Origin of the sequence: Pseudomonas sp. Z3-6, from assembly GCF_051131985.1 — a bacterium.
GTDB classification, from domain to species: Bacteria; Pseudomonadota; Gammaproteobacteria; order Pseudomonadales; family Pseudomonadaceae; genus Aquipseudomonas; species Aquipseudomonas zanjanensis.
The window spans coordinates 3,386,296-3,410,642 of record NZ_CP071644.1 but is presented as its reverse complement, the minus strand read 5'-3'; the positions used below and the strand labels follow the sequence as shown (position 1 = coordinate 3,410,642).

23 protein-coding genes are annotated in these 24,347 nt (G+C 63.0%); 7 read left to right on the top strand and 16 right to left on the bottom strand.

Annotated elements, in window-relative coordinates; all coding sequences use genetic code 11:
• The first annotated feature begins 31 nt into the window (after positions 1-31).
• The 3 genes from J3P88_RS15375 (at position 32) to J3P88_RS15365 (ending at position 3,738) form a co-directional block, all read left to right on the top strand.
• Entirely contained in the window at positions 32-1,171 is a 1,140-nt protein-coding gene (locus J3P88_RS15375) for an ABC transporter ATP-binding protein (protein WP_434576288.1), read from the top strand.
• The gene (locus J3P88_RS15370) at positions 1,168-2,670 is read left to right on the top strand and encodes a glycoside hydrolase family 32 protein (RefSeq protein ID WP_434576287.1); all 1,503 of its coding nucleotides are present in this window, start codon (positions 1,168-1,170) and stop codon (positions 2,668-2,670) included. Before J3P88_RS15375 ends, J3P88_RS15370 begins: the two co-directional genes overlap by 4 nt.
• 75 nt (positions 2,671-2,745) lie before the next feature.
• A complete protein-coding gene (locus J3P88_RS15365) occupies positions 2,746-3,738 on the top strand; it encodes a LacI family DNA-binding transcriptional regulator (RefSeq protein ID WP_186705885.1) in 993 nt (330 codons plus the stop codon).
• Positions 3,739-3,917: 179 nt separating this feature from the next.
• On the opposite strand, the gene J3P88_RS15360 is transcribed toward J3P88_RS15365, so the two are convergent.
• Positions 3,918-4,523: a TetR/AcrR family transcriptional regulator gene (locus J3P88_RS15360; RefSeq protein WP_186705884.1), complete on the bottom strand. Its 606-nt coding sequence runs from the start codon at positions 4,521-4,523 to the stop codon at positions 3,918-3,920.
• A 166-nt stretch (positions 4,524-4,689) separates the two neighbouring features.
• Here J3P88_RS15360 and J3P88_RS15355 point away from each other — a divergent pair, with 166 nt between their 5' ends.
• The 3 genes from J3P88_RS15355 to J3P88_RS15345 all read left to right on the top strand — a co-directional run bounded on the left by J3P88_RS15355 (position 4,690) and on the right by J3P88_RS15345 (position 7,748).
• Entirely contained in the window at positions 4,690-5,784 is a 1,095-nt protein-coding gene (locus tag J3P88_RS15355; RefSeq protein WP_434576284.1) for an alkene reductase, read from the top strand.
• 69 nt (positions 5,785-5,853) lie between these two features.
• A complete protein-coding gene (locus J3P88_RS15350) occupies positions 5,854-6,642 on the top strand; it encodes an SDR family NAD(P)-dependent oxidoreductase (RefSeq protein WP_434576282.1) in 789 nt (262 codons plus the stop codon).
• Positions 6,643-6,731: 89 nt separating this feature from the next.
• On the top strand, positions 6,732-7,748 hold the full coding sequence (locus tag J3P88_RS15345; RefSeq protein ID WP_434576281.1) for an NADP-dependent oxidoreductase: 1,017 nt from the start codon (positions 6,732-6,734) through the stop codon (positions 7,746-7,748).
• A 20-nt stretch (positions 7,749-7,768) separates the two neighbouring features.
• Here J3P88_RS15345 and J3P88_RS15340 read toward each other — a convergent pair whose 3' ends face one another.
• The 15 genes from J3P88_RS15340 to J3P88_RS15270 all read right to left on the bottom strand — a co-directional run bounded on the left by J3P88_RS15340 (position 7,769) and on the right by J3P88_RS15270 (position 23,178).
• Positions 7,769-9,379, bottom strand: a complete 1,611-nt coding sequence (locus J3P88_RS15340) for a gamma-glutamyltransferase family protein (RefSeq protein WP_434576279.1) — start codon at positions 9,377-9,379, stop codon at positions 7,769-7,771.
• A 42-nt stretch (positions 9,380-9,421) separates the two neighbouring features.
• Complete coding sequence (locus tag J3P88_RS15335) at positions 9,422-10,201, bottom strand: amino acid ABC transporter ATP-binding protein (protein WP_053184086.1); 780 nt, start codon at positions 10,199-10,201, stop codon at positions 9,422-9,424.
• Positions 10,202-10,203: 2 nt separating this feature from the next.
• Positions 10,204-10,980: an amino acid ABC transporter permease gene (locus J3P88_RS15330; protein ID WP_434576277.1), complete on the bottom strand. Its 777-nt coding sequence runs from the start codon at positions 10,978-10,980 to the stop codon at positions 10,204-10,206.
• Between the two features lie 12 nt (positions 10,981-10,992).
• Positions 10,993-11,799, bottom strand: coding sequence for an ABC transporter substrate-binding protein (locus J3P88_RS15325; protein WP_207962209.1), 807 nt, complete (start codon positions 11,797-11,799; stop codon positions 10,993-10,995).
• A 79-nt stretch (positions 11,800-11,878) separates the two neighbouring features.
• The gene (locus J3P88_RS15320) at positions 11,879-12,547 is read right to left on the bottom strand and encodes a GntR family transcriptional regulator (protein WP_434576275.1); all 669 of its coding nucleotides are present in this window, start codon (positions 12,545-12,547) and stop codon (positions 11,879-11,881) included.
• 227 nt (positions 12,548-12,774) lie between these two features.
• Positions 12,775-13,716, bottom strand: coding sequence for a helix-turn-helix domain-containing protein (locus tag J3P88_RS15315; RefSeq protein ID WP_434576273.1), 942 nt, complete (start codon positions 13,714-13,716; stop codon positions 12,775-12,777).
• A 208-nt stretch (positions 13,717-13,924) separates the two neighbouring features.
• Entirely contained in the window at positions 13,925-14,686 is a 762-nt protein-coding gene (locus tag J3P88_RS15310) for a 2-keto-4-pentenoate hydratase (protein WP_434576271.1), read from the bottom strand.
• Positions 14,683-16,290 (bottom strand): bifunctional 3-(3-hydroxy-phenyl)propionate/3-hydroxycinnamic acid hydroxylase, encoded by a 1,608-nt coding sequence (locus J3P88_RS15305; protein ID WP_434576270.1) that lies wholly within the window; start codon positions 16,288-16,290, stop codon positions 14,683-14,685. The genes J3P88_RS15310 and J3P88_RS15305 overlap by 4 nt, the downstream gene beginning before the upstream one ends.
• Positions 16,291-16,292: 2 nt before the next feature.
• The gene (locus J3P88_RS15300) at positions 16,293-17,156 is read right to left on the bottom strand and encodes an alpha/beta fold hydrolase (RefSeq protein ID WP_434576268.1); all 864 of its coding nucleotides are present in this window, start codon (positions 17,154-17,156) and stop codon (positions 16,293-16,295) included.
• A gap of 27 nt (positions 17,157-17,183) precedes the next feature.
• Positions 17,184-17,786: an amino acid synthesis family protein gene (locus J3P88_RS15295; protein ID WP_434576266.1), complete on the bottom strand. Its 603-nt coding sequence runs from the start codon at positions 17,784-17,786 to the stop codon at positions 17,184-17,186.
• 14 nt (positions 17,787-17,800) lie between these two features.
• The gene (locus J3P88_RS15290) at positions 17,801-18,250 is read right to left on the bottom strand and encodes a VOC family protein (RefSeq protein WP_053122009.1); all 450 of its coding nucleotides are present in this window, start codon (positions 18,248-18,250) and stop codon (positions 17,801-17,803) included.
• A gap of 11 nt (positions 18,251-18,261) precedes the next feature.
• Entirely contained in the window at positions 18,262-19,302 is a 1,041-nt protein-coding gene (locus tag J3P88_RS15285) for a VPS10 domain-containing protein (protein ID WP_434576264.1), read from the bottom strand.
• Positions 19,303-19,314: 12 nt separating this feature from the next.
• On the bottom strand, positions 19,315-20,109 hold the full coding sequence (locus J3P88_RS15280; protein WP_186705869.1) for an SDR family NAD(P)-dependent oxidoreductase: 795 nt from the start codon (positions 20,107-20,109) through the stop codon (positions 19,315-19,317).
• A 26-nt stretch (positions 20,110-20,135) separates the two neighbouring features.
• Positions 20,136-21,626, bottom strand: a complete 1,491-nt coding sequence (locus J3P88_RS15275; RefSeq protein WP_434576262.1) for an aldehyde dehydrogenase family protein — start codon at positions 21,624-21,626, stop codon at positions 20,136-20,138.
• Positions 21,627-21,636: 10 nt separating this feature from the next.
• The gene (locus J3P88_RS15270; RefSeq protein WP_434576260.1) at positions 21,637-23,178 is read right to left on the bottom strand and encodes an acetolactate synthase large subunit; all 1,542 of its coding nucleotides are present in this window, start codon (positions 23,176-23,178) and stop codon (positions 21,637-21,639) included.
• Between the two features lie 272 nt (positions 23,179-23,450).
• On the opposite strand from J3P88_RS15270, the gene J3P88_RS15265 reads away from it, so the two are divergent.
• Positions 23,451-24,203, top strand: a complete 753-nt coding sequence (locus J3P88_RS15265) for an IclR family transcriptional regulator (RefSeq protein WP_434576259.1) — start codon at positions 23,451-23,453, stop codon at positions 24,201-24,203.
• Positions 24,204-24,347 lie beyond the last annotated feature (144 nt).

Here is a 24,347-nt window from a genome sequence, read left to right as displayed (position 1 = left end):
GGCCCAACACAAATAAGAAAGGAACCGCATCGTGATCAAGTTGAAGCTGGACAACGTGAACAAACAATTGGGTGGCGCGCGCATTCTTCGTGACGTCAGCCTGGAAATCTCGGCCGGTGAGTTCGTGGTCTTCGTCGGCCCTTCGGGCTGCGGAAAGTCGACCCTGCTGCGCCTGATCGCCGGGCTGGATTCGATCTGTGGCGGCGACCTGCTGATCGACGGTCGCCGGGTCAACGACCTGGAGCCGCGCGAGCGTGGCGTCGGCATGGTGTTCCAGTCCTATGCGCTGTACCCGCACATGAGCGTCTACGACAACATCAGCTTTGGCCTCAAGTTGGCCAAGACCGAAAAGACCAGCCTGCGCGAGCGGGTGCTGAAAACCGCGCAAATCCTGCAGTTGGACAAGCTGCTGCAACGCAAGCCACGGGAACTGTCGGGCGGCCAGCGCCAGCGCGTGGCCATGGGCCGGGCCATGGCGCGGGAACCGGACATTCTGTTGTTCGATGAGCCACTCTCCAACCTCGACGCCTCCCTGCGCGTGCAGATGCGCAACGAAATCGCTCGCCTGCATGGGCGACTCGGTTCGACGATGATCTACGTGACCCACGACCAGGTCGAAGCGATGACCCTGGCCGACAAGATTGTCGTGCTCAATGGCGGGTGCATCGAGCAGGTCGGCTCGCCACGGGAACTCTATGAGCGTCCGGCCAGCCGTTTTGTCGCCGGATTCCTCGGTTCACCCCGGATGAATTTCATTGCCGCGTTCCTGCATACGCCGGGCGAAACCAGCCAGGTGGAAAGCCTGGTGCTGGGCATGACGTCCCTGCCCGTCGACAGCTCGGGCCTGGCGGCGAATACGCAACTGAGCCTGGGGATTCGCCCGGAACATCTCTCCCTCAAGGCGGCACAGGGAACGACCGGCCTCGTGGTGAGCGCGGTCGAATACCTGGGCAGTGAAACCTATGTGCACCTCGACACTGGCCAGGACGAACCCATGGTCTGTCGTTGCGAGGTCAACGCCGGATGGTGGGTGGGTGACTGGGTCGAGCTGCAACTGGATAACGACAACCTGCATGTGTTCGACGCCCACGGCACGGCGTTGAAGCGCCGCGCCATCGACAGCCTGCCTGCTGGCGTGGCTCCACGCCCGGCATCTGCGGGCGCCCTATGACCTTGTCCTTGAAGAACATGAACAACCTAATGCCAGCCTCTCTCGAAAGGGCCCAGCAGGCCCTGATCGATAACCTGCCTCACCTGATCCATGACTATCGACCCGACTATCACCTGGCCCCGCCAACGGGTTGGATGAACGACCCTAACGGGGTGGTGTTCTTTCGTGGCGAGTACCACGTGTTCTACCAACACCACCCCTTCGACGCCAAATGGGGCCCGATGTACTGGGGTCATGCCAAGAGTGCCGACCTGATCCATTGGCAGCACCTGCCCATTGCCCTGGCACCCGGCGACGACTTCGACCGCGACGGCTGTTTTTCCGGTAGCGCGGTGGTGTGTGGCGACACCTTGGCGCTGATCTATACCGGGCACACCTGGTTGGGAGACGTCGGTGACGAACGCTTCATCCGCCAGGTCCAGTGCCTGGCCACCAGTGTCGACGGCGTCCGGTTCGTCAAGCATGGCGCCGTCATCGAGCACGCACCGCAAGCGGCAATCATGCACTTTCGCGACCCCAAGGTCTGGCAGGAAGACGGCTACTGGTACCTGATTGCCGGCGCACGCCTGGACGACACGCCGCTGCTGCCGCTGTACCGCTCCGCCGATCTGCACACCTGGGAATTTCTCGACTACGTGTCCAGCGGCAATGAGGGCGATGGCTATATGTGGGAATGCCCGGATCTGTTTCGCCTGGACGGACGGGATGTGCTGCTGTATTCCCCGCAAGGCATGAAGCCCGAAGGTTATGAACGGCTCAACAAGTACCAGACCGGTTATCGCATTGGCCAGCTCGACAGCGACTGGCACTTCAGCGGCGGGCCGTTCATCGAGCTGGATAACGGTCACGACTTCTACGCCGCGCAAACGCTGGTGGCCGCCGATGGTCGGCGCCTGGTGTGGGCCTGGCTGGACATGTGGGAAAGCCCGATGCCGAGCCAGGCCCATCACTGGTGCGGCATGCTCGGTTTGCCCCGCGAGCTGGAATTGCAGGGCGATCGCCTTGGCGTGTTTCCGGCCCGAGAGCTGACGGCGCTGCGCCAGGCGCCGTTGCCGAGCGTCGCGCCATGGGCTGAGTCCGGCAGCCGCTGGGTGCCGCAGGTGACAGGCGACCGGTTGGAAATCCATGTGCACCTGGATCTGCTCGGTTGCAGCGAAGGCCAACTGGGCATCGCCTTGCGCTGCAGTGCCGATGAGCGGGAACAGACGCTGCTTTACTACGACGCGACCCTGCAACGCTTGGTGCTCGATCGCAGCCGCTCGGGTGCGCAAGTGAGCGGTCAGCGCAGCGTGTCGATCGATCAGGCGCAAACGCAACTGCACCTACGGGTGTTTCTCGATCGCTCGTCCATCGAGGTGTTCGAGGACAATGGCCGTTTCAGCCTCAGCAGTCGCCTCTATCCCCGGCCCGACAGCCTCGGGGTGAAACTGTTGGCCAACGGCACTGGCGGGCGCGTCGCCATTGCCAACGCCTGGCCGCTGGGCTCGGGTTGGCTATGAGTCACGTCATCCGAGTCGCGAGAAGCGCGGGCGCTGTGGCATGATTCGGCGTCAACCTGACTGGCCGCACTTCGCATGACTTCCGTGAAAGACGTTGCACAGCTGGCCGGCGTATCCCTGATGACGGTTTCGCGAGCGCTCAACACGCCGGAAAAACTGAGCCCCGAAACCCTCGAGCGGGTCCGTCGCGCCATCGATGAACTGCAATTCGTACCGAGCCTGTCGGCGCGCCGGATGCGCGGCGACAACCTGCAAGCACGCACCATCGGGGTGTTCGCACTGGACACCGCGACCACGCCGTTCGCCGTCGAGTTGCTGCTGTCCATCGAGCAGACCGCGCAGCAGGCGGGCTGGAATGTGTTCATCCTCAACCTGCTGAGCAACCCGCCCACCGACCAGAACATCGACCTGATGCTGTCGCACCGTCCCGATGGATTGATCTTCAGTGCCATGGGCTTGCGCCAGGTGAGCATTCCCGAGCGACTCAAGCGCAAACCGCTGGTGCTCGCCAATTGCCTGGCCGATGACCACCAGTTGGTCAGCTATGTGCCGGATGATGAAGCCGGGCAGTATCGCGCCGTGCACCATGCGTTGAGCCAAGGCTATCGGCGCCCGCTGTGCATCAATCTGCCCAGGAAAAGTGTGGCCTGGCGCCTGCGTCAGCAAGGCCTGCAACGCGCCTGCCAGGCCTTCGGGCTGGCGCCGGATGCGCTCCTGCAATACGACCTTTCCGATCACGATGCCTACGGTGAAACCGCCGCCATTCTCGACCGGCATATCGTCGACGGCCGTCCGCAATTCGACATCCTGGTCTGCGGCAACGACCGCATCGCCTTTTGTGCCTATCAATGGCTGTTGGGCCGCGGTTTGAAAATTCCCGGCGATGTCGCGGTGCTCGGCTATGACAACATGATCGGCATCGCCGAACTGTTCATGCCGCCATTGACCACGGTGCAACTGCCTTACTACGAAATCGGTCGCCAGGCGGCCCGGCACCTGATCGAGACCCTTGAGGTATCGGGCCCTCAACCGGTGGATTGCCCGCTAGTGGTCAGGGCATCGCTATAAGACCGCCTGCAACCTGTGGCCAGAGATGCACCTTTTTTTGCTTAAGTGAACAGCATCATGATCACTCCAATCCTGTGGGAGCTGAGCTTGCTCGCGATAGCGGTGGGTCAGGCTGCATTGAAGTTGTATGTGCCGCCGTCATCGCGAGCAAGCTCGGCTCCCACATTGATCTCGGGTGCTTATGATTCGGTGTCCACGGCAGGCTGCTGCGCGGGTGCTGGCGGCAACGACGCGATGATCCGGGCGCGGCACACCTCGAGGATTTCATCCGCCAGGGCGGAATCGTCCGGGCAGGACCGCGACAACATGATCGCGCCGACGGCATGGGCCAACATGTCGAGCATCTTCGCCCTCACCTCTTGCTGCGGCGCCTCTTGCCCGGTGTCGTACTGGCTTTCGAGCGCCGCCAGCGTGTTTTCGATGCCGTTGGCGAAGGTCGCCTTCAGCTCGGGCGGTTGACGGGCAGCATCCCCGCACAGCGCCGCCATGGTGCAACCGCCGCCAGGGGCGTCACGGTGCTCCCTGGACACGTAGACATTGACGAACTCAGGCACGCCGATACCGACATTGTTGGTCAGCGATTGCGCCAGGCCGTTCGCGGCCGCTTCGGCCATCAGGTCGGCCTTGGAGCCGAAATGTTTGTAGAAACCGCCATGGGTGAACCCGGCGGCCGCCATCAGATCCGCCACACCCACGCCGTCAAAGCCTCGCTCACGAAACAAGACAGAGGCCGTCTCGACGATGTGCTCCCGATTGGCCTGGGCCTGGGCCTTGGTTACGCGCATTTTTCACTCCCTCGTGCTGCTCAAAATCATGCTCACATCATACATAGATGTCGAGCATAATCAAATTCGTTGACAGTTTAGATTTCGGTCATCATCCTAATGAAAAGCCCGCTCACGTCGGCAGGCTGTGCGCAACGTTTATCCAAACATACGGAAACAAGACACCATGACCGACCAGAACCTGTTCACGCCCTACACGCTGGGTAACCTCACACTGTCCAACCGAGTGGTCCTGGCACCGCTGACACGTAACCGTGCGGGGCAAGGTTTTGTACCGAGCGAGTTCGCGGCCACTTACTACAGCCAGCGATCGTCCGCCGGCCTGCTGATCTCCGAGGCGTCACAGATTTCCCGGCAGGGCCAGGGTTATCAGGACACGCCCGGGATCTACACGCCGGCGCAGATCGACGGCTGGCGCAAAGTCACCGAGGCCGTGCATGCCGAAGGTGGGCGGATATTCCTGCAACTGTGGCATGTCGGTCGGGTTTCCCACGTCGACCTGCAAGAAAACGGCGCCGCCCCTGTGGCCCCCTCCGCTTTGCGTCCGGCGACCAAGGTGTTCGTCAACAACCGTTTCGAGGACGTTTGCGAACCGCGAGCGCTGGACATCGACGAGTTGCCGGGGATCGTCAACGATTTTCGCCAGGCGGCGGCGAACGCCATCGCGGCGGGATTTGATGGCGTAGAGATCCACGGCGCGAACGGCTATCTGCTGGACCAGTTCCTCAAGGACGGCGCCAATGTGCGCACCGATGCCTACGGCGGCTCGATTGAAAATCGCGCTCGCCTGCTGCTGGAAGTGACCGCGGCCGTCGTGGAAGAAATCGGGGCCGAACGCACCGGCCTGCGCATCTCGCCCGTCTCGCCGGCCAATGGCGTGTCCAGCAGCGCGCCCCAGGCCCAGTTCGACTACCTGGTCGATCAGCTCAATGCCTTGGACATCGTTTACCTGCACGTGGTCGAAGGCGCGACGGGCGGGCCGCGCGACGTTGCGCCCTTCGACTTCGGCTCATTGCGCCAGCGCTTCAGGAACACCTACATCGCCAACAACGGCTACGACCTGGACCTGGCCACCGCGCGGCTCGTCGAAGACCAGGCTGACCTGATCGCTTTCGGCCGACCGTTCATTGGCAATCCGGACCTGGTCGAACGGCTCAAGACCGGCTCGCCATTGTCGGCCTTCAATCCCGCCACGCTCTACGGCGGCGGTGCGGCAGGCTACATCGACTACCCGACGCTCGCCGAATCCTGCGCGCGGTAATCCTGACCAGAACCCATCGGCGCACCTGGAAAACAGCGCGCTAACGTTCCCTGAAAAAGAGAATCACCCATGAACACTCGCACAACCGTTCTCATCACTGGCGCCTCCACCGGCATCGGCGCTGTCTATGCCCAGCGCTTTGCCCAACGCGGGCACAATCTGGTCCTGGTGGCCCGCGACAGCACTCGCCTTGAAGCGCTGGCCGTCAAGCTGCGCAGCGAACACAACGTTGCCATCGACATTCTCCAGGCCGACCTCACCCAGATCAGCGACCTGACCACCGTCGAAGCCCGCCTACGGGACGACGCCAGCATCGGCATCCTGATCAATAACGCCGGTGCCGCCCAGTCCGGCAGCTTCATCGAACAGTCGACCGACAGCGTCGCGCACCTCGTGTCGCTCAACACCACCGCGCTGGTCCGGCTGGCCAGCGCCATCGCCCCACGCCTGGTCCAGGCGGGTGACGGGGCGATCATCAACATCGGCTCCGTCGTTGGCCTGGCACCGGAGTTCGGCATGTCGGTCTACGGCGCGACCAAGGCGTTCGTGTTGTTTCTCTCCCAGGGCCTCAGCCTGGAACTCTCCCCGAAAGGCGTCTACGTTCAAGCTGTCCTGCCAGCGGCCACTCGCACCGAAATCTGGGAGCGCGCGGGCATCGACATCAACACCTTGAGCGAAATCATGGAAGTCGCTGACTTGGTCGATGCCGCGCTGGTCGGCTTCGATCGTCGCGAGCCGGTAACCATTCCACCCTTGCAGGAAGAGGCGCGCTGGGATGCCTTGCAGGCGGCGCGCCAGGGCCTGCTCGGGCAAATCAAGCAGTCCCAGGTTGCCGAGCGCTATCAAGACCTGGCGTGATCGACGTCTAGCGGGCGCCGGCGCGAAGGAACGCGCCGGATGGCTCGACGCCTGCCCAGCCTGCTGCCCCCTTATGAGAACCAAGCACCATGAAGGCATTTCTAATCGACCGCTACGGCAAGCACAGTGGCCGTATCGGCGAGGTACCGGCCCCTGAAGTGGCTGACCACGACGTTCTGGTCCGCGTCCACGCCGCCAGCGTCAACCTCCTGGATTCGAAGATCCGCAAAGGCGAATTCAAACTGATCCTGCCCTACTCGTTTCCGTTGACATTGGGGCATGACGTAGCCGGGGTCGTAATGCGGGTGGGGTCCCGTGTCCAACAGTTCAAGCCGGGCGATGAAGTCTATGCCCGCGCCCCGGATGGGCACATCGGCACCTTTGCCGAGCAAATTGCAGTGAACGAAAATGCCCTGGCCCTGAAACCGGCAAACCTCAACATGGAACACGCAGCCGCCCTGCCCTTGGTCGCCCTGACGGCCTGGCAGGTATTGGTGGAAACCGCGGGATTGAAGAAAGGGCAAAAGGTCTTTATCCAGGCCGGTTCAGGGGGCGTCGGCACCCTCGCCATCCAGCTTGCCAAACACCTCGGCGCCTTCGTTGCGACCACCACCAGCACCCCCAATGTGCCTTGGGTCAAAGCGCTGGGGGCCGACGTTGTCATCGATTACAAGCAGCAGGATTTCTCCAGCGTCCTGCAGGACTATGACGTCGTGTTGAACAGCCTGGGCGCCGATGAACTGGAGAAGTCGCTGAAGATCCTAAAGCCCGGCGGCCAGCTCATCTCCATCTCCGGACCACCCTCCCCGCAGTTCGCCCAGGCCCAGGGATTTTCCTGGCCGCTGCGGCTGATCATGGGCCTGTTGAGCAGCGGCATCCGCCGCAAGGCCCGCCGACAGGGCGTGAGCTACGCCTTCGTGTTCATGCGCGCCAGTGGTCCTCAACTGCGCGAGATCACCACGCTCGTCGAGGCCGGCAACCTCAAGCCGGTGATTGACCGTTCCTTCCCTTTCGACGCGACGGCCGATGCCTTGGGTTATGTCGAACAAAGTCGTTCGAAAGGCAAGGTCGTCATCAGGATTCACTCAGGAATGACCGATGAGTGAAACCCGTTAGCCTACGTTCATCACCACACCGCAATGTGCGAATCCGCCCGGGGTTCGGTCCCGCCGCATAGCACGCCGCTGACCGGGTCGCGCAGGATGATCTGGCCGCGACCATAGTCGGTCAGGTCGCTGGCGATCTGGACCTCATGTCCCCGTCGCGCCAGGGCATTGGCCAGGTCCCGTGAGGCCCCGTGCTCGATCCCGACCTTCATGTCGCCCAGCCATTGCCAGCGCGGTGCATCCAGTGCCGCTTGCGGGTTCAGGCCGAAATCCACCAGGTTCATGACCATCTGCACATGCCCCTGGGGCTGCATGTAGCCGCCCATCACCCCGAAGGGGCCGAGGGCCTCGCCATTGCGGGTGAGGAAACCGGGAATGATGGTATGGAAGGTCTTCTTGCCTGGGGCCAGGCAGTTGGCGTGGGTCGAATCGAGGCTGAATTCCTGCCCTCGATTCTGCAAGGCAATACCGCTGTTGGGCAGCACCACGCCAGAGCCAAACCCGTGGTAGTTGCTCTGGATAAACGAGACCATGTTGCCCTCCCCATCCGCGGTCGCCAGGTACACCGTGCCGCTGGCGTGGGGGTCGCCGGGCGCGGGCGGTTGGGCCTGTTCGCCGATCTGCCGACGACGGTGGGCACTGTAGTCATCGCTGAGCAGGTCAGCCACCGCCACGCGCATGTGCAAAGGATCGGTGATGTAGTGCAGGCCGTCGCTGTAGGCCAACTTCATCGCTTCCAGTTGGCGATGCCAGGTCTGTTGGCTGTCACGGTGATCGAAGTCGAAGCCTTCCAGAATCTTCAGGGCCATCAAGGCCACCAGGCCCTGCCCGCTCGGCGGGATTTCCCAGACATCCACGCCTCGGTAGTTGACGTGAATAGGGTCGACCCACTGGGCGCGATAATCCTTGAGGTCCGAGGCGCGCAGGTAGCCGCCGCTGGCCCGGGAGTGAGCGTCCAGGCGCTCAGCCAGGGCACCGCGATAAAGGCTTTCGCAGGCGGTGTCGGCCAGTTCCTGGAGCGTGCGCGCCTGGGCCGGGTTGCGAAAGATCTCCCCGGCCCGTGGCGCCCGGCCGTCGATCAGGAACGTCTCGAACCAGGCCTCCAGGACGGCATCGCGATGGGGTGCGAACTCGTCCACGGCGATCTGCCATTGATGGGCAACCACCGGCGACAGCGCAAAGCCGTCCCGGGCCAGGCTGATGGCCGGCTGCAGCAGCTCGGCGAAAGGCAGCTTGCCAAAGCGTCGGGACAGCTCGGCCCAGGCCGATGGGCAGCCCGGGACCGTCACCGGTGTCCAGCCATAGATCGGCATTTTTTCATGGCCGGCAGCCTTGACCGCCTCGATGCTCAAGGCCGCCGGCGCATGGCCGTTGCCGTTGAGGCCATGCAGTTGGCCCTTGGACCAGACCAGCGCGAAGGCGTCACCGCCGATCCCGCAGCCCGTGGGCTCCACCACCGTCAGCGCGGCCGCCGTGGCGATGGCAGCGTCGATGGCATTGCCGCCTTTTTGCATGATCTCGATGCCCGCCTGGGCCGCCAGGGGCTGGGACGCGGCGACCATGCCCCGGCGGGCGAAGACGCTCTGGCGCTGCGACGGATAAGGGTACTCGTGGGCAGAAAATTTAAGCATGGCAAAAACTCTTCAAGACAGGAATTCGGTGGCCGGGAAACGTCACAGCACGCGGCTGAGAAAAGCCCGGGTGCGCGGATGAATCGGATGACAGAAAATCTGCTCCGGCGGCCCTTGCTCGATCAGCTCGCCCTGGTCGAGCACCACCACACGGTCCGCCACTTCCCGGGCGAAGCCCATTTCGTGGGTCACTACGACCATGGTCATGCCCTCCTCGGCCAATTCCTTCATCACTTGCAGCACCTCGCCGACGGTTTCCGGGTCGAGGGCGCTGGTGGGTTCATCGAACAGCATGGCCTGGGGCTTCATGGCCAGGGCCCGGGCAATCGCCACCCGCTGTTGCTGGCCGCCGGAGAGCATCGATGGGTAGTGATCGGCCTTGTCCGCCAGGCCGACCCGCTCCAGCAACCCGCGGGCCTGTTCCAACGCGGCGGCGCGAGTCACACCGAGCACCTGGATTGGCGCCTCGATGATGTTTTCCAGGGCGGTCATGTGGGGAAACAGGTTGAAGCGCTGGAACACCATGCCTATGTCCCGCCGCTGCCGGGCGATGTTGCGCTCCGACTCACGAACCAGGCTGCCATCGGCCCGTTCGCGATAGCCCATGGGCTGGCCATTGACGCGGATGCGTCCGCCCTGGATGTCTTCCAGCAGATTGATGCAACGGATGAACGTGGTCTTGCCCGAGCCCGACGCACCGATCAGCACCACCACTTCGCCGCGCCGCACTTGCAACGAGATGCCCTTGAGAATCTGCAACTCGCCGAAGGACTTGTGAACGTCCAGCGCCTCGATGATCAACTCTTCGCTTTTATGCGCCATGGTCAACGTGCCCTCAGCAGGTTCAGGGTGCTGCGACCGAACATCCGCGTCGACGCCGGCGGTGGCGACGAGGGCCGGTCCGATTGGCCGAAGCGAGTCTCCAGCCAGCGCTGGAAAAAGCCCCACAGCGTGGTCAGCAACAGGAAATAGATCGCCACCACCAGGTACAACTCGAATACTCGGAACGTCGCCGACGTGACCATCTGGGTACTGAGCAACAATTCCTGGACGCCGATCACGCTGACCAGCGTGGTGTTCTTGAGCATCACGTTGAACTCGTTGCCCAACGGCGGAACGATGACCCGGAACGCCTGGGGCAGGACAATGCGCCGCATCAGTTTGGCGAAGGTCATGCCCAGGGAACGTCCGGCCTCGTATTGGCCCTTGTCCACCGCACCGATGCCGGCGCGGATGATCTCGGCCATGTAGGCGCCCTCGTTGAGGCCCAGGGCGATGATCGCCGCCTGGATATTGCCGGGAATCACCAGCCCAAACAGGTCGATGTCTTCGAAGCGGAAAATCCCGCCGGCAGCCAGCGCGGTGTAGAGAAAGACGATCTGCACCAGCAACGGCGTGCCGCGCATCAGCCACACGTAAAAGCGCACCGGCACATGCAGCAACGGGTTCTTCGACAACCGCAATAGCGCGGCGGCCAGCCCCAGCATGCAGCCCAGCAACATCGCCAGCACACTGATCAGGCAGGTCAGCCAGAGCCCGGTGAGGTACACGCCACTGGGCTGGAGCAGGTACTGCCAGAACACATCCCAATTGAAATTCATCGACGGTTCACCTCAATCAAGGGTGTCACTGGAGACATGCCATTTGCCGAGCAGTTGGCTGTAGCTGCCATCGCTGCGCATATCGCCGATCACCTGCTGCACGGCGGCGGTCAGCTGCGGATCGTCCTTGCGAATACCCAGGCCGGTGAGAATCCGGCTGAAGGCCGGCACGCCTTCCTCGAACAGGTCGGGGGCCATGGTGGCGTAGTAACCGGCGGTTTCCACGGTGGTGCCGTAGGCGTCGACCTGGCTGATGCGCAGGGCCTGGAAGGCATCGGTGTCGGAGTTGTAGACCACCAGTTTCATGGGCGGCTTGCCGGCCTTGGCCAGGGTTGCGTTCTCGGCGTCGAGCAGGGTCTTGATGGTGGAGCCGTTGAGCACCGCGACCTTGTGACCAGAGAGATCCGGCAGTGTCTTGAGGCCCTTTGGATTGCCCTTGGGCACCACCACCGCCTGGCTGGAATACATGTAGTTGACGATGTCGATCACCTCGCGGCGCTCGGGCTTGTCGAACAGCTGGTCGACGATCATGTCGCACTGTTGGGCCAACAGCGCCGGGAGCAATCCGGAAAACGGGATCACCCGCCACTCCACCTTTTTGTCACCCAGGCGCTTGGCGATTTCCAGCCCCAGGTCCACGGTCAATCCCTTGGGTTTCTGCGCCTCATCGAAGGACACCAGCGGCGGCGAATCCATGCCTGAGCAGTAGACGAGTTTATCGGCCTTGAGCAAACGCTCCGGGACAACGGGCGCGGCAACCGCCCATTGCGCACAGAAACCCAAGGATAAAGCGGCAACCAACAGGCGAGGCTTATGCATGACCAGACACTCCAGTTCATTAATGACGGGCAGTACTCAAAGTCAAAACACGGGGCAGGCTCTAAGTGACCCGCTCTCGTTATTTTTTCGATTGCAGGAACTCGATCAATTCAGGGACGGTGCCTTCGATGTGCGCACGCACCACCGCCTCGGCCTTCTCGGCATCGCCCGCACGCAGGGCGTCGAGGATCAGCATGTGCTCCTGACGCGCACTCAGGGGCTTTTCCACATGCTGCAGCCACAGGCGCATGGGCGCTTCGATCAGGGAGTAAAGCGCGCTGATCTGCTTGAGCAATCGCGGGCGACCGCTGAGGCTGCACAGGTATTCATGGAAGGCGCGATGGCGGCTGACCCACTCGGCGCTTTCCTCGCGGTAATCGTCCATCTCGTCCAGCAAGCGCTCCAGGGCGGCCAGCTGGCGCTCACCAATCTTCGCCGTCGCGACACGCACCGCCAGGCCTTCGAGGGCGCTGCGCATTTCGAAGACTTCGTGCAACTCATCGATGTCTAGGCCGCTGACCACCGCCCCGCGATTGGGCCGCAAGGTCACCAGGCCCTGGGCATCCAGACGGCGAAAGGCTTCGCGCACCGGCATGCGGCTCATGCCGATCTCGTTGGCGATGTCCTCGGCAATCAGCCGCTCGCCCTTGCGTAACCGACCGCCACAAATGGCATCGAGCAGGAAGTTGTAGGCCTCCTCCTCGGCCGTCATGGGCGGGCGTTCAGCGTACGTCGGAGCAAATTGCATGGCAGCACCTTCTGCATTTTTGTATCCAATTATCCATGGATTCATAAAAGCAGAATGTATGCCAACCACACGCGTTATCGTGCAAGGGTTTGATTTAAAGGAAGTTGCCGAGGAGAACGACTGCCCGTCTCTGGCCCAGGGTGGTACGGGTGTGCTACCAAACAGCTCAGCGGCTGCCTTTTATCGGTGCAGGAAGGCGCTTCGGTAACACCGCAGGAGGCCACTCATCACGCCGATGCCCTGGGTGTGTCCGAGGGTGACTCGCCAAACAGCGCCCGGTAATGGACGGCAAAATGGCTCAGGTGGAAAAACCCCATCGCCACCGCGATTTCACTGACGTTCAGCGCGGCCGCACGGGTCGTGATCAATCGGCGGCGCACCGCATTGAGCCGCAGGTTACGCAGGTACTCCACCGGACGCATGCCGGTGACGGCCTGGAAACTGTTCTGCAGGGTCCTGCGGCTGACCCGCAATTGCTCGCACAAATCGAGGATGCTCAAGGGCACATCGGCGCTGGCCACGACCAGTTCCTGGCAACGCTTGACCAGGTAGGCGCTGACGGCAAAATTGCCGCGCCGGCCGCGCACCTCGTCCGTGGCGTGGCTGAACAGGTCGAGGAAGGCGTTGAGCAAAACGTCTTCGAGGATTTTCTCCGCGGCGGGATTGACCGCATCGGTCTGTTCCAAAAGGTGACGAAACAGTGGGTGGATCCGCTGTTGCACCCGGCGCAGTACCGCCTCATCCACGCTGACCTGGGACACGCTTTTCAAGCGTTTGAGCTGTTCGCTCGACAGTTCGTAGGCCGCGAGCTTGGCAAACCGCACCGTGTCGACATTGGCCGCGAAGAAATGCGTGCCTTCCGGGGCGTGCAGGACGAAATCTTCTCCATCGCGCAACAGCACGACGCTGTGGGCGCCCACCTGGTGCCCCTGCACCACCGGCGCACCACCCAAGGACATGGCAATGCACAAGCGTCCTTTTGGCGCGCAACCGCGCTGCACGACGCGTTTATCCAGCACCTCCTGGAAAATCTGGAAACGCTCGGCGCACACCTGCCGCAGCTCGCTGGACAGGCAACCGCGCCCGAGCTGGTCATAGACTTGTTGCCAACCCAGGATCGAGCCGGCGTGTTGCTGAGGATCATTGAAGGTACGGACTTCGGCGAACATGATCATTGTTCCTCGGTGGCGCTGTGCTTACTGCCTGGTACGGTTATGCAAGCAAGTCGGTAGCCCCGTGGCGAGGGAGCTTGCTCCCGCTTGACCGGAGCTGGCGCTCCAGCGCGAAGCGCTCACAAAAATGGGTCTGCTGCGCAGCCCAGCGGGAGCAAGCTCCCTCGCCACGGGTTCATCATTTCATTTGGGTGAACAGTGCTGACTACCGGAAATCCAAAGCCAGTTCCATGCCAAGCATGTGCAACCGGTACTCGGCAGCCTTGATGTCCAGAGGCGCCAACAAAGCCCCGGACAGCACCACCTGCCCCGCTTCGACACACTGCCCATCGGCCAGCAAGCGCCGGACCAGCCAGCACAGGTTGGCCTGGGGCGTGTCCTCCCACGCCTGGGCATTGCCCTCGCCACAGGGCACCCCGTCACATTCCAGGCGATAGTTCACGTGGGCCAGTTGCCCCGGATGAAACCTGACCCGCGACCCCAGGCAATACAGCGCCGCGGCAGCATTGTCGGCCAGAAACGCGCCGACGCCGAAACGCCAGCCTTGCCAACGGCAATCGGCGATCTCGAACGCCGGCGCGACCTCGGAAATGGCGGCGAGAATGTCCTCGTCGCTATAGAAACCGGGCACCAGCGTGCGCCCCAGGACAAACGCCAGCTCGATTTCCAACTTCGGCTGGATCAGCCGTGCGAGGGATACCGTACGTCCAGGTTCCACGACCATGGCATCGGTCAGCGCCCCCAACACCGGCTCATCGATACCGAAACGATCCTGGGCGGCGCGGCCGGCGAAGGCCACTTTCCATCCGGTCAGCCGCTCACCGCCGACCTGGCGCCGACGCAGTGCCTCGCGCTGCAAGGTGTAGCCCGTCGGCAAATCGACGGCCTCGGGTTCCAACGAAGGCAAGGCGTGTATGGCCTGCCCGGCATCGTGAAGCCGGACCAGCAGATCCTCTTCGCGCCTCATGACAGTTGCTCCGCCAGTTTGCGCAATACGCCTTCGAGTCGCTCGGGGGTGGTGATCGCCGCAACGAACCGATCCGGCCGCACCACCACGACGCAATCTCGCACCTTGGCAAACCATTCCCCCAGGCGGTTATCGACGTCTTCGACGCAAATGGCACCGCTGGCCGACAAGGGTTGATTGCGCCCCACGCCACTGCGCGAGCGATTGATCTGGATGAAACGCGTGTCCCAGCGCGCCCAATAAGCAGCGGTCTGCTCGCTGAGTTGTTCGCTCGGATTGACCCGATACCCCAGCACCGCATAGGAATGCCCCAGGACCTCGTCCAGGCGCCGACGCTGGCCTTGGGCATCTTCGATGGACGGTTGGATGAACAGCTGTCCAACCAGATCATCCTCATGTAGCTCGGCACGCTCGTGATACACCAGGCCTTTGGTGATGGTCGCCTTGGGTTTGAACTTGAATTCCAGCAAATGCGAACGCAGGTTGTCGACGCTGTTGACTGCCTGGAACAACCAGTCCCGCACCCCGGCCATCAACGGGTTGGTCAGCCCCAGGACCGCGCCCATGTTGTCGGCCAACGCGATGAGATCGGTCGCGTGCCCGCGGCGCTCCTGGTCGTAACTGGCCAGAATCGCCGGCGCCGCCCGCCCCTGGAGAATCGCGGCGAGCTTCCAGCTGACGTTGGCGACATCACGCAGGCCCGAATTGAGCCCCTGCCCGGCCCAGGGCGGGGAAATATGCGCCGCATCCCCCACCAGTGCCACACGGCCCTGGACAAAGCGCGCCGCGACCCGGGAATTATGGGTATAGGCGCGGATCCGGATGATCTCCAGTTGATCGACCGCCTCGCCGATATGCCCGCGGATCAAGTCCCGAATCGTCGCCTCTTCGCACATCTTGCCCTCGTCTTCGCCCTCCAGGAGCATGAACTCCCAGCGCCGCTGCTGATACGGCAGGTAGATGCAGACAAAGGGTCGCTGAGGGTCGGCATGCAGGGCGGTGTACGGTGCATCCAGGGAGTCGTTGGCCGTGTCGATCACCACCCATTTGCGCGGATGGGTCAGCCCCAGCAGTTCGATGCCGAGTTTCTTGCGCACGCTGGAACGTCCGCCATCGGCACCGATCACGTACTGCGCCTGCAACTGATACAGCTCCCCTTGGGCATCGCGCACCTGCAAGGTCACGCCCTCGGCGTCCTGCTCCAGATCGAGCATTTCATGGCCCTGGCGCAACTCGACACTGGCGTGTTTGCCCAACTGCTCGCGCAGCGTCGTTTCCAGCAACTGCTGCATGAAGATGTTGCGCATCGGCCAGCCATAGTTCGCCGTGCTCGGCTTGACCTCGGCAAAACACACGCCCCGCGCATTGTAGTAACGCAGGGGCACGTTGCAGATCATGTCGCGCGCGGCCAGCTCAGCGATGCCGATGCCCTGCAACACCCGCAGCGCCTCGTCATCCATGCCCACCGCACGGGGATACGGCAGGACGCCGTCAGCCAACTCGAGGACGATGCAGTCGATGCCGTACAGCCCCATGTAATGAGCGGCCGTGATCCCGTTCGGGCCACCGCCCACGATGACTACCTGGGTTTTCTCCTGCTTCATCGCTATTCACCGCTTTGTTGTTGTGGTTTTAGGCATTGGTCGTACAAATAGTCCATGACGACAAGGTTGAACATTGCGCTCTGGTCATCATGAACGTAATGGCTGGCGTCGGCGATTTCCTCTGTGTTCACCCACTTGTTGGCCTGCTTTATCGACTCGAGGGTCGCCAGGGGCAGGAAGTCGGAACGGGCGCCACGAATGAACAGCGTCGGGCAATCCAGCGCCCGCACCGCCGGCCACAGATCGGTCGGGGTAATGCTCAGGCGCGCCTGGGCAATGCCTTGCTGGTCGTGACGCCATTCGATTCCAGCCAGGGTTTCCTTCATCGAATACATCAACCTGGAGGCCAGTCCCTCCTCAGAGAGACCAGGTCGCGCTTGCAGCCAGAACTGGGCGGCGCTCTCCCAGTCAGGAAACAACAGCGGTGTCTGGCTCATCTCGCGCCGAATCCGCGCGGCGCCGTCACCGCTGACCGAAGAACCCGGGCCGATGTCCTCGATCACCAACGCTTGCAGTCGTCCCGGATGGAGCCGCGCATACTCCAGTGCATTGGTGCCGCCCAGAGAATGCCCCACCAGGACGAAACGCTGCAGCCCCAAATGCGCCACCAGGTCTTCAAGATCGTTGACATAGACCTCGGTCCGGTAACTGGAGGTATCCGCCCAGTCACTGTAGCCGCGACCGCGCTGGTCAAGGGCATAGCAGCAGTACCGCTCGCCCAACGCATTGGCCAGGCCATCCCAGGTCTGGGCATAGGAGCGCAGCCCATGGAGCAGCAGCACGGGAATGCCTGACGCATCGCCCCATGACAGATAGTGCAGGCGCATCCTCGAACGATTGGTGAAGAACTGGCTGTTTGCAGACATTCGTTGGCTTCCCACGATCAGCGCCCCTCAATACAGGCCGTCATTGCCCTTGACGTCAGCCGCCTGCAGACCACCCAGGCGTGCATGCAAACGCCCGCGCGTGGCGAAGGCCCAGATGATGATCAACTCGTCGGCCGACGGACCATCGCCGAACGACAGGGAAATGCTGTCGTAGTGGGAACGGACATACAGCGCGTCCTTGTGGGCCAGCGGCACGTCGATGGTCACGCCAGGCCCGCCGCGCTTGCCGGTGGAAGGCACCCAGGACTTGCCGCCGCCCAACGCGACACGGATCGGATCCGCCGCCGGGTTGGTCAGCAACGCATTGCCGTGCTCGTACTCGCCCTGGCTGCCTACCAGGCAGGCCTTGCCATAACTGACGATCTCACGCTGGCCCGCCAGTACGCGAATGCGCCGACCAAACTCCTGGCCCAGCAAGGGCGACGGTTCTATCAACTCCGCCAGGCTTTCACTGAAACGGCCGGCGTAAGGGTTGGCGATCACCGCGCCAATGGCGTACTTGAACAACGGCTCGCCATCGGCCAACTGGCCGGTTTCGTTGGCCAGGGTTTCCTCGACGAAGCTGTACCATTTGCGGATGTGATAACTGGCGAAATTCGCGGTTTTCATAAGAGCAGTCTCATTCAAAGTGGGTCGAGATCGAAATGCCGGCTGGGGGCGCCAGCGGCCTTGAAGCGGGCCTTGCCGAGCGCGTCGTCGTGTTCGGACTCGAGGAAAAATTCCATGCGATTGCCATCGGGGTCGTTGAAATACACGCCGTTGCCGATCTCGTGGTCGGTGATCTTCACCACCTCGACGCCCTTGTTCAGCAACATGCCGTAGAGCTTGCGCAGGGTGGTCATGTCGCCCGCGATCTCCAGCCCGTAGTGCTGCAATCCCAGGCCGCCCTGGTGGGCCCCGGGCTCGGCGCGGAGCAACGCGATGTCGTGATGCTTGGCACCAAACGCCATCATGATCCAGCTTTCACCCCGGGCGCTTTCATGCATGCCCAGCACGTCGGCGTACCAGCGTGCCGACACTTCCGGGTCGCGCACGAACAACGACAGGTGAGTACGAACGACTTCGACTTTCATCGCACGGTCCCTCAGTTTTTCTTGATGATGGATTGATGCCCGGACTTGATTTGCGCCACGGCGGGCGTCCAGAGCACATCAGCGATTTCACTGAACTCGCGCCACTGCTTCTGCCAGCCGTCACCGCCATTCTCGGAGGTGAACAGGTGCCCGTACTTGGTACCGGCGACGATCTGGCGAGGGTCGGCAGGGTTCAAGGCAATCGCCCAGACACAGGAGTTGGGTTGTTGCGGCAGTGGCAGCACTTCCCAACTGACGGCGGCATCCCGGGAGACCAGCACCTTGCTGGTGGTGCCTGGGGTGCCGTCGGAGATGCTCAGGTACAGCGTATCCTCGCTGCCCAACGCCGCATTCATGGCGCGCACGTAGTACAGGCCGAAGGTTTCCCGGGCGACGATGCCAGTCCAGGTCTGCCCTTCGTCGAGGCTGCGGTACACGGCGTTGACGCACACCACGACGATGACCTTTTGCCCGTGATTGGGCAGGACCACGATGTTGTGCACGTCCGAGTTGTAGTCCCACAGCAAGCGATCGTCGACGCGGGTCCAGCTGTCGCCACCGTCACGGCTGTGGAACAACCCGCCCTCTTCCAGGCCGAACCAGAGCTGGTTGCGATCTGTCGGGTCGTAGGCGAAGGCCAGCAAGCGTGGACGACTGACGCCGTCGCAGAATTCCGGGATTTCCACCGGGGCCCGATCCCAGCTCTGGCCACCATCGAGGGTGCGCCACAGCACGGCGCGTGACGGCGCGCCGGTGCCGACGAAAATCCGCTGCGCATCCTGGGGATCCACCGCGACCTTCCAGACCGTCTGCCCATTGAACGGCGAATCCACCCGCTGCCAGTGGCCGCCAGTGTCACGGCTGACGCACAGGCCAACTTCGGTGCCGGCGTAGATCACCTCGGGCGTGCCCGGATGAAAACTCAGGGACCGGGTGATCGCATCGAATTCCAGGTCCTGGCCCAGGCCCAGGCGATGCCAGGTACGGCCATCGTCGGCGCTGCGGATCAGCGCTTGCCCGACGGTGGCGACCAAAAGGGTTCCGTTACTCATCACTGCTGCTCCTCAAATGAAGATGCCACGGGTCAAGCCGCCGTCGATGCCAATCGATTCCCCGGTCACCGCACCGGCCTTGGGGGACGCGAGGAAACCGATCAGCCAGCCCATTTCGATGGGGGCCAGGGTGCGTCGGATCGGCGTCGCGTCGATGTAGCCCTGCTCCACCTGCTCGGGCGTCTTGCCCTGCTTGACCCCTTCACGCTCGTACAGCTCCTGGATGTGCGGGGTGTCGACCACGCCGGGGTGGATCAGGTTGACCGTGATGCCGGACGGGCCGAGTTGGTCGGAGAGGGTCTTGGTCATGTGGGCGATGGCCAGGTTGCGCATGCCCGAGAGCACCTTGCTGCCACGCCCGGTCAGGCCACCGATGTTGATGATGCGACCGAAACCGCCGGCCTTCATGTGCGGGGTCACGGCCTTGGCGCAACGGAAATAGCCGATCACCTTGGTGTTGAGGTCCGAGAGCAGTTCATCGTCGCCGGCATGTTCGATGTCGTTGCGCACCACGCCGGACGGGGCCGCCGCGCCGTTGACCAGGATATCGATGCGGCCAAAGTGCTTGTGGGCCGCTTCGACCATGTCGGACACCGCCGACATCTGGTTGGTGTCACAGAACAGTGGCAGCACTTCGTTGCCGGTCTCTGCGCTGATTTCCTCGGCGGCCTGCTGGAGGTATTCCATGCGCCGCGCGCAGATCACCACCTTGCAGCCTTCCTGGGACAGAAAGCGCGCGACTTCCTTGCCGATGCCCATGCCACCGCCGGTGACGATCGCCACGCGGCCTTGCAATTCCAGATCCATAGCAGTTCCTCTTGTGATTATTCGGCTCAGGCCAGATCGACGAAGACACTTTTGGTTTCGGTGTAGGCATCGATCACGTTCTTGCTCATTTCCCGACCCCAGCCGGATTGCTTGTAGCCACCAAAGGGCGAGGCCGGGTCGACGACGTTCCAGCAGTTGATCCACACCGAGCCGGCCTTCAACTGCGCCGCCACGCGATGGGCTGAGCGCAAGTCACGGGTCCACAGTCCGGCCGCCAGGCCATAAGGCGAGTCGTTGGCGCGCAGCACCAGCTCGTCGATTTCGGTCCAGCTCATGACGGTCAGCACCGGGCCGAAGATTTCTTCCCGGGCGACACAGGCGCGCTCGGCGCGGTCGAGAAACACGCTGGGGCGGATGAAGTGGCCGCGCTCCAAATGGTCGGGACGATCACCGCCGCAGATCAGCTCGGCGCCTTCTTCCTGGCCCCGTTGCAGGTAGCCACGCACCGTGCCCAATTGCCGGGCCGAGACCAGCGGGCCCATGCTGTTGGCCGGATCCAGGCCTGGCCCCAACACATGGGCGGCGGCGTGGCGCTGGAGTTCTTCGAGCACCTGGTCGAGGACACTGGCGTGCACGTACAGACGCGAACCGGCGGTGCAGACCTGGCCCTGGTTGTAGAAAATGCCATCGGCGGCGCCTTTGGCGGCCCGGACGATGTCGGCGTCCGGCAGGATGATGTTGGGGGACTTGCCACCCAGCTCCAGGGAGACCTTCTTCATGTTGCCGGTGGCCGCCTGGGCGATCAGCCGGCCCACTTGGGTCGAACCGGTGAAGGCGATCTTGTCCACGTCCGGGTGCTGGGCCAGCGGTGCGCCAGTGCGCGCGCCGAGGCCGGTGAGCAGGTTGACCACCCCGGCCGGGAAACCGGCGGCCTCGATCAATTGCACCAGGCGAATGGCAACCAGGGGCGTCTGTTCGGCGGGCTTGAGCACCGCAACACAACCGGTCGCCAGCACCGGGCCGAGCTTCCACACGCACATGGTCAGCGGGAAATTCCACGGCACGATCAACGCGCAGACGCCCACCGGCTCGCGCAAGGTGTAGTTGAGCATCGGCGCGCCACTGGCGGGCGACACCGGCAGCGTGCTGCCTTCGATCTTGGTTGGCCAACCGGCGAAGTAACGAATGATATTCGCGGCGCTGGCCGCTTCGCCCCGAGCCGCTGCGATCGGCTTGCCGTTTTCCAGGGTGATCAATTGCGCCAGCTCTTCGCGATGCTGGTCGAGCAGTTCCGCCAGGCGAAACAGCAGCAACCCGCGCTGGGCCGGCGACTGCTGCGCCCAAGCTCCGGTGAAGGCCGCGCGGGCGGCAGCGACGGCGGCATCCACGTCCCGTTCGCCGCCTTCGGCGACTTCGGCCAGGGTGTGTTCAGTGGCCGGGTTTTCCACGGCAAACCGGCGACCATCGGCGGCGTCCTGCCAGGTGCCGCCGATAAACAGGCGCCCGGGTAACGACAGGAACTTCTCGACCGCGGGTAACAATTGAATCTGGTTCATATCCCCTCCTTCACAGCGCCATTTCAATCAGGCAAGGGCCGCCATCGGCCTTGGCGTTGGCCAGGGCGCGCTGCAACTCGCCGTTGGTGTGCACGGTGCTGGCCGGCAAGCCGTATCCCTTGGCCAGGGCCTTCCAATCGATGCGAGGACGGTCCAGTACCGTCAGGCTCAGGGCCTCGGGGCCCAGCTCGGTCATGCCGAAGCGGCGCAGTTCGTTTTGCAGGATGGCGTAGCGATGGTTGGCCGCGATCAGGATCACCACCGGCAATTGCTCCCGGGCGATGCTCCACAAGGTCTGGATCGTGTACTGGGCACTGCCGTCCGATTGCAGGCAGAACACCTTGTTGCCACGCTCGGCCATGGCGGCGCCAAAGCCCACCGGGATGCCCTGGCCGATGGCCCCACCGGTATTGGTCAAGACCCGATGCCGTGCGGCATGGGCCGAGGCGGTGAAGAACGGATAGCCGCACGTCCCGCCTTCCACCGACACGATGCAGTCGTCCGGCAGCGACGCGGCCAACACCTGGCCCACGGATTGGGGCGTCAACGTGGCTTCGCTGGGCGGCAGTTCGATACCGCTTGGCGTGGGCACATAAGCCGGTGCTTCAAGGGCATCGGCCAGCGCAGTGAGCGCCCCGGCAACGTCGTCCCCCACCTCAGCCAGGCACAGCAGGCGTTCGCGCTCTGCCAGCCGCGAGGCAATGCCTTCGTAGCCGAAATAGCTGATGGGTTCGGGGACGCCGGCGCAGACCACCGCGTCATATTGATCCAGGATCTCGATGGCCACTTCAGGGAAGTAAGGCAGGCGATCCAGGTCCGGCAGGCCACCACCGCGATAACTCACGCGGGGAAAGGTTTCGGCGAACAGGCGCACGCCCGGCAGCCGGGCCAGGCGCCCTGCCGCTTCGAGTCCGGCGACGGACAAGCCTTGGTCGCCGACGATAAACACCAGGCGCCGGCCATCGCGCAGTGCCTGGGCGACCGCCTCGATCCGGTCACCGGCAAAACGCCGAACCGGGGCCTGCAATGCGGTGAAGGCTTTCTCGTGCTGCACCGTGTTGGCTTGCAGGTCCATCGGCAGGATCAGGCTGGCGATCTGGCCGTTGGCTTGCCAGGCGGCACGCACCGCCTCCTGGAGATCTTCACCAACGCCCGATGCCGTGCGCGAGGTACGTACCCACGTGGAAACGCTGCCGGCCAAGGCTTGGATATCACTGGCCAACGGCGGATCGTAATTGACGTGCCAGGACGCGTGATCGCCGATGACGTTGACGATCGGGGTGTTGGCGCGACGGGCGTTGTGCAGGTTGGCGATGCCATTGGCAAAGCCGGGACCGAGGTGCGTCAAAGTCATCGCCGGCTTGCCGGCAATCCGGCCGTAGCCGTCCGCTGCACCGGTGCATACCCCTTCGAACAAGGACAGTACCGGCTTGAGGGCTGGCGCGCTGGCCATGGCTGCCACCAGGGGGATTTCAGTCGTTCCGGGGTTGGCGAAGCAGTATTCGATTCCGCTTGCCACCGCCGCCTTCACTATCAGTTGCGCACCATTCATTTCCAGCCCTCTTCATCGAGCGTTTGCAGTGGCTGAGATTTATCACACAGACAAATCGACAAAACAAGCTGTTTTTCTGCATTTAAATCATATATTGAGATAACTGCGTATTATTGAAGAGCAAACGACCGTGAATAAGCTTGCATTTCTCACGCATTCGGTTATCGTCACAACGCGCTCCTGAGGGCATGCGCGGGCTTTTCATCACCGCCGCGGCTACCTATAGTGCTCACCCAACGCCCCCCTACGCGCCATTCCCCTTTAGGAGCGAAATGAGCAGTCTGAGCAAAATGCTGAGCGTGCTGGACCTTTTCGGCCCGGCCACGCTGAAGATCGACCCCGATACCATCGCCGAGCGCATGGGCCTGTCACGAGCGACCGTGTACCGCTACGTCAAGGATTTGTGCGATGCCGGCCTGCTGGTTCGGGTGGATGCCGGCAGCTACGGCCTGGGGCCACGCATCATTGAGCTGGACTGGATGATGCGGCAGTACGACCCGATCCTCGTGGCCGGCCGCGAGTTGATGCACGAGCTGTCCGATGCCACTGGCCTGGCGGTGTTTGCCAGCGTTTTCTACGACGGCCGCATCATCAACACCTACATCGCCGAACCCAGCGACACCTACCAGTTCTCATTCGGCCGCGGCCAGCCGCTGCCGTTCTTTCGCGGTGCGCAATCCAAGGTGTTGATCGCTTTCCAGAAGGGTCGACGCCTGCAACGCCTGTTCGAAGAGCACCTGGCCAACGACCCCCACGGCAGCTATGACTGGGCAAGCTTTTCCAAGGCCGCGAAAAAGATCCGCAAGGACGGCTATTGCATGACCCACGACGAACTCAACCTGGGGCTCACCGGTATCGCGGCGCCGATCGTCAACCCCGAACTCGACGACGTGGTGGGCAGCCTGTCGGCCGTCGGCAGCACCGACAGCTTCAAGCTGCTGCGCCAGGAAACCGTGATTGAAATGGTGATGGACACGACCCGGCGAATTGCCGAGCGGATGCAGAATCCGCCTGCCATCTGCTAGAAAGCAGGGGCACTGCTCATTCAAGAGAAACACTGTCCCTGTGGCGAGGGAGCTTGCTCCCGCTGGACTGCGCAGCAGGCCCAAAAGAGAGGGGCCGCTGCGCGACCCAGCGGGAGCAAGCTCCCTCGCCACAGGGTTTATCGA

What these genes read in the sequence shown, in the direction of transcription:
- J3P88_RS15370 (WP_434576287.1), top strand. Translation starts at nt 1,168, where the DNA reads ATGACCTTGTCCTTGAAGAACATGAACAACCTAATGCCAGCCTCTCTC.
- J3P88_RS15365 (WP_186705885.1), top strand. Translation starts at nt 2,746, where the DNA reads ATGACTTCCGTGAAAGACGTTGCACAGCTGGCCGGCGTATCCCTGATG.
- J3P88_RS15360 (WP_186705884.1), bottom strand. Translation starts at nt 4,523, where the DNA reads ATGCGCGTAACCAAGGCCCAGGCCCAGGCCAATCGGGAGCACATCGTC.
- J3P88_RS15355 (WP_434576284.1), top strand. Translation starts at nt 4,690, where the DNA reads ATGACCGACCAGAACCTGTTCACGCCCTACACGCTGGGTAACCTCACA.
- J3P88_RS15350 (WP_434576282.1), top strand. Translation starts at nt 5,854, where the DNA reads ATGAACACTCGCACAACCGTTCTCATCACTGGCGCCTCCACCGGCATC.
- J3P88_RS15345 (WP_434576281.1), top strand. Translation starts at nt 6,732, where the DNA reads ATGAAGGCATTTCTAATCGACCGCTACGGCAAGCACAGTGGCCGTATC.
- J3P88_RS15340 (WP_434576279.1), bottom strand. Translation starts at nt 9,379, where the DNA reads ATGCTTAAATTTTCTGCCCACGAGTACCCTTATCCGTCGCAGCGCCAG.
- J3P88_RS15335 (WP_053184086.1), bottom strand. Translation starts at nt 10,201, where the DNA reads ATGGCGCATAAAAGCGAAGAGTTGATCATCGAGGCGCTGGACGTTCAC.
- J3P88_RS15330 (WP_434576277.1), bottom strand. Translation starts at nt 10,980, where the DNA reads ATGAATTTCAATTGGGATGTGTTCTGGCAGTACCTGCTCCAGCCCAGT.
- J3P88_RS15325 (WP_207962209.1), bottom strand. Translation starts at nt 11,799, where the DNA reads ATGCATAAGCCTCGCCTGTTGGTTGCCGCTTTATCCTTGGGTTTCTGT.
- J3P88_RS15320 (WP_434576275.1), bottom strand. Translation starts at nt 12,547, where the DNA reads ATGCAATTTGCTCCGACGTACGCTGAACGCCCGCCCATGACGGCCGAG.
- J3P88_RS15315 (WP_434576273.1), bottom strand. Translation starts at nt 13,716, where the DNA reads ATGTTCGCCGAAGTCCGTACCTTCAATGATCCTCAGCAACACGCCGGC.
- J3P88_RS15310 (WP_434576271.1), bottom strand. Translation starts at nt 14,686, where the DNA reads ATGAGGCGCGAAGAGGATCTGCTGGTCCGGCTTCACGATGCCGGGCAG.
- J3P88_RS15305 (WP_434576270.1), bottom strand. Translation starts at nt 16,290, where the DNA reads ATGAAGCAGGAGAAAACCCAGGTAGTCATCGTGGGCGGTGGCCCGAAC.
- J3P88_RS15300 (WP_434576268.1), bottom strand. Translation starts at nt 17,156, where the DNA reads ATGTCTGCAAACAGCCAGTTCTTCACCAATCGTTCGAGGATGCGCCTG.
- J3P88_RS15295 (WP_434576266.1), bottom strand. Translation starts at nt 17,786, where the DNA reads ATGAAAACCGCGAATTTCGCCAGTTATCACATCCGCAAATGGTACAGC.
- J3P88_RS15290 (WP_053122009.1), bottom strand. Translation starts at nt 18,250, where the DNA reads ATGAAAGTCGAAGTCGTTCGTACTCACCTGTCGTTGTTCGTGCGCGAC.
- J3P88_RS15285 (WP_434576264.1), bottom strand. Translation starts at nt 19,302, where the DNA reads ATGAGTAACGGAACCCTTTTGGTCGCCACCGTCGGGCAAGCGCTGATC.
- J3P88_RS15280 (WP_186705869.1), bottom strand. Translation starts at nt 20,109, where the DNA reads ATGGATCTGGAATTGCAAGGCCGCGTGGCGATCGTCACCGGCGGTGGC.
- J3P88_RS15275 (WP_434576262.1), bottom strand. Translation starts at nt 21,626, where the DNA reads ATGAACCAGATTCAATTGTTACCCGCGGTCGAGAAGTTCCTGTCGTTA.
- J3P88_RS15270 (WP_434576260.1), bottom strand. Translation starts at nt 23,178, where the DNA reads ATGAATGGTGCGCAACTGATAGTGAAGGCGGCGGTGGCAAGCGGAATC.
- J3P88_RS15265 (WP_434576259.1), top strand. Translation starts at nt 23,451, where the DNA reads ATGAGCAGTCTGAGCAAAATGCTGAGCGTGCTGGACCTTTTCGGCCCG.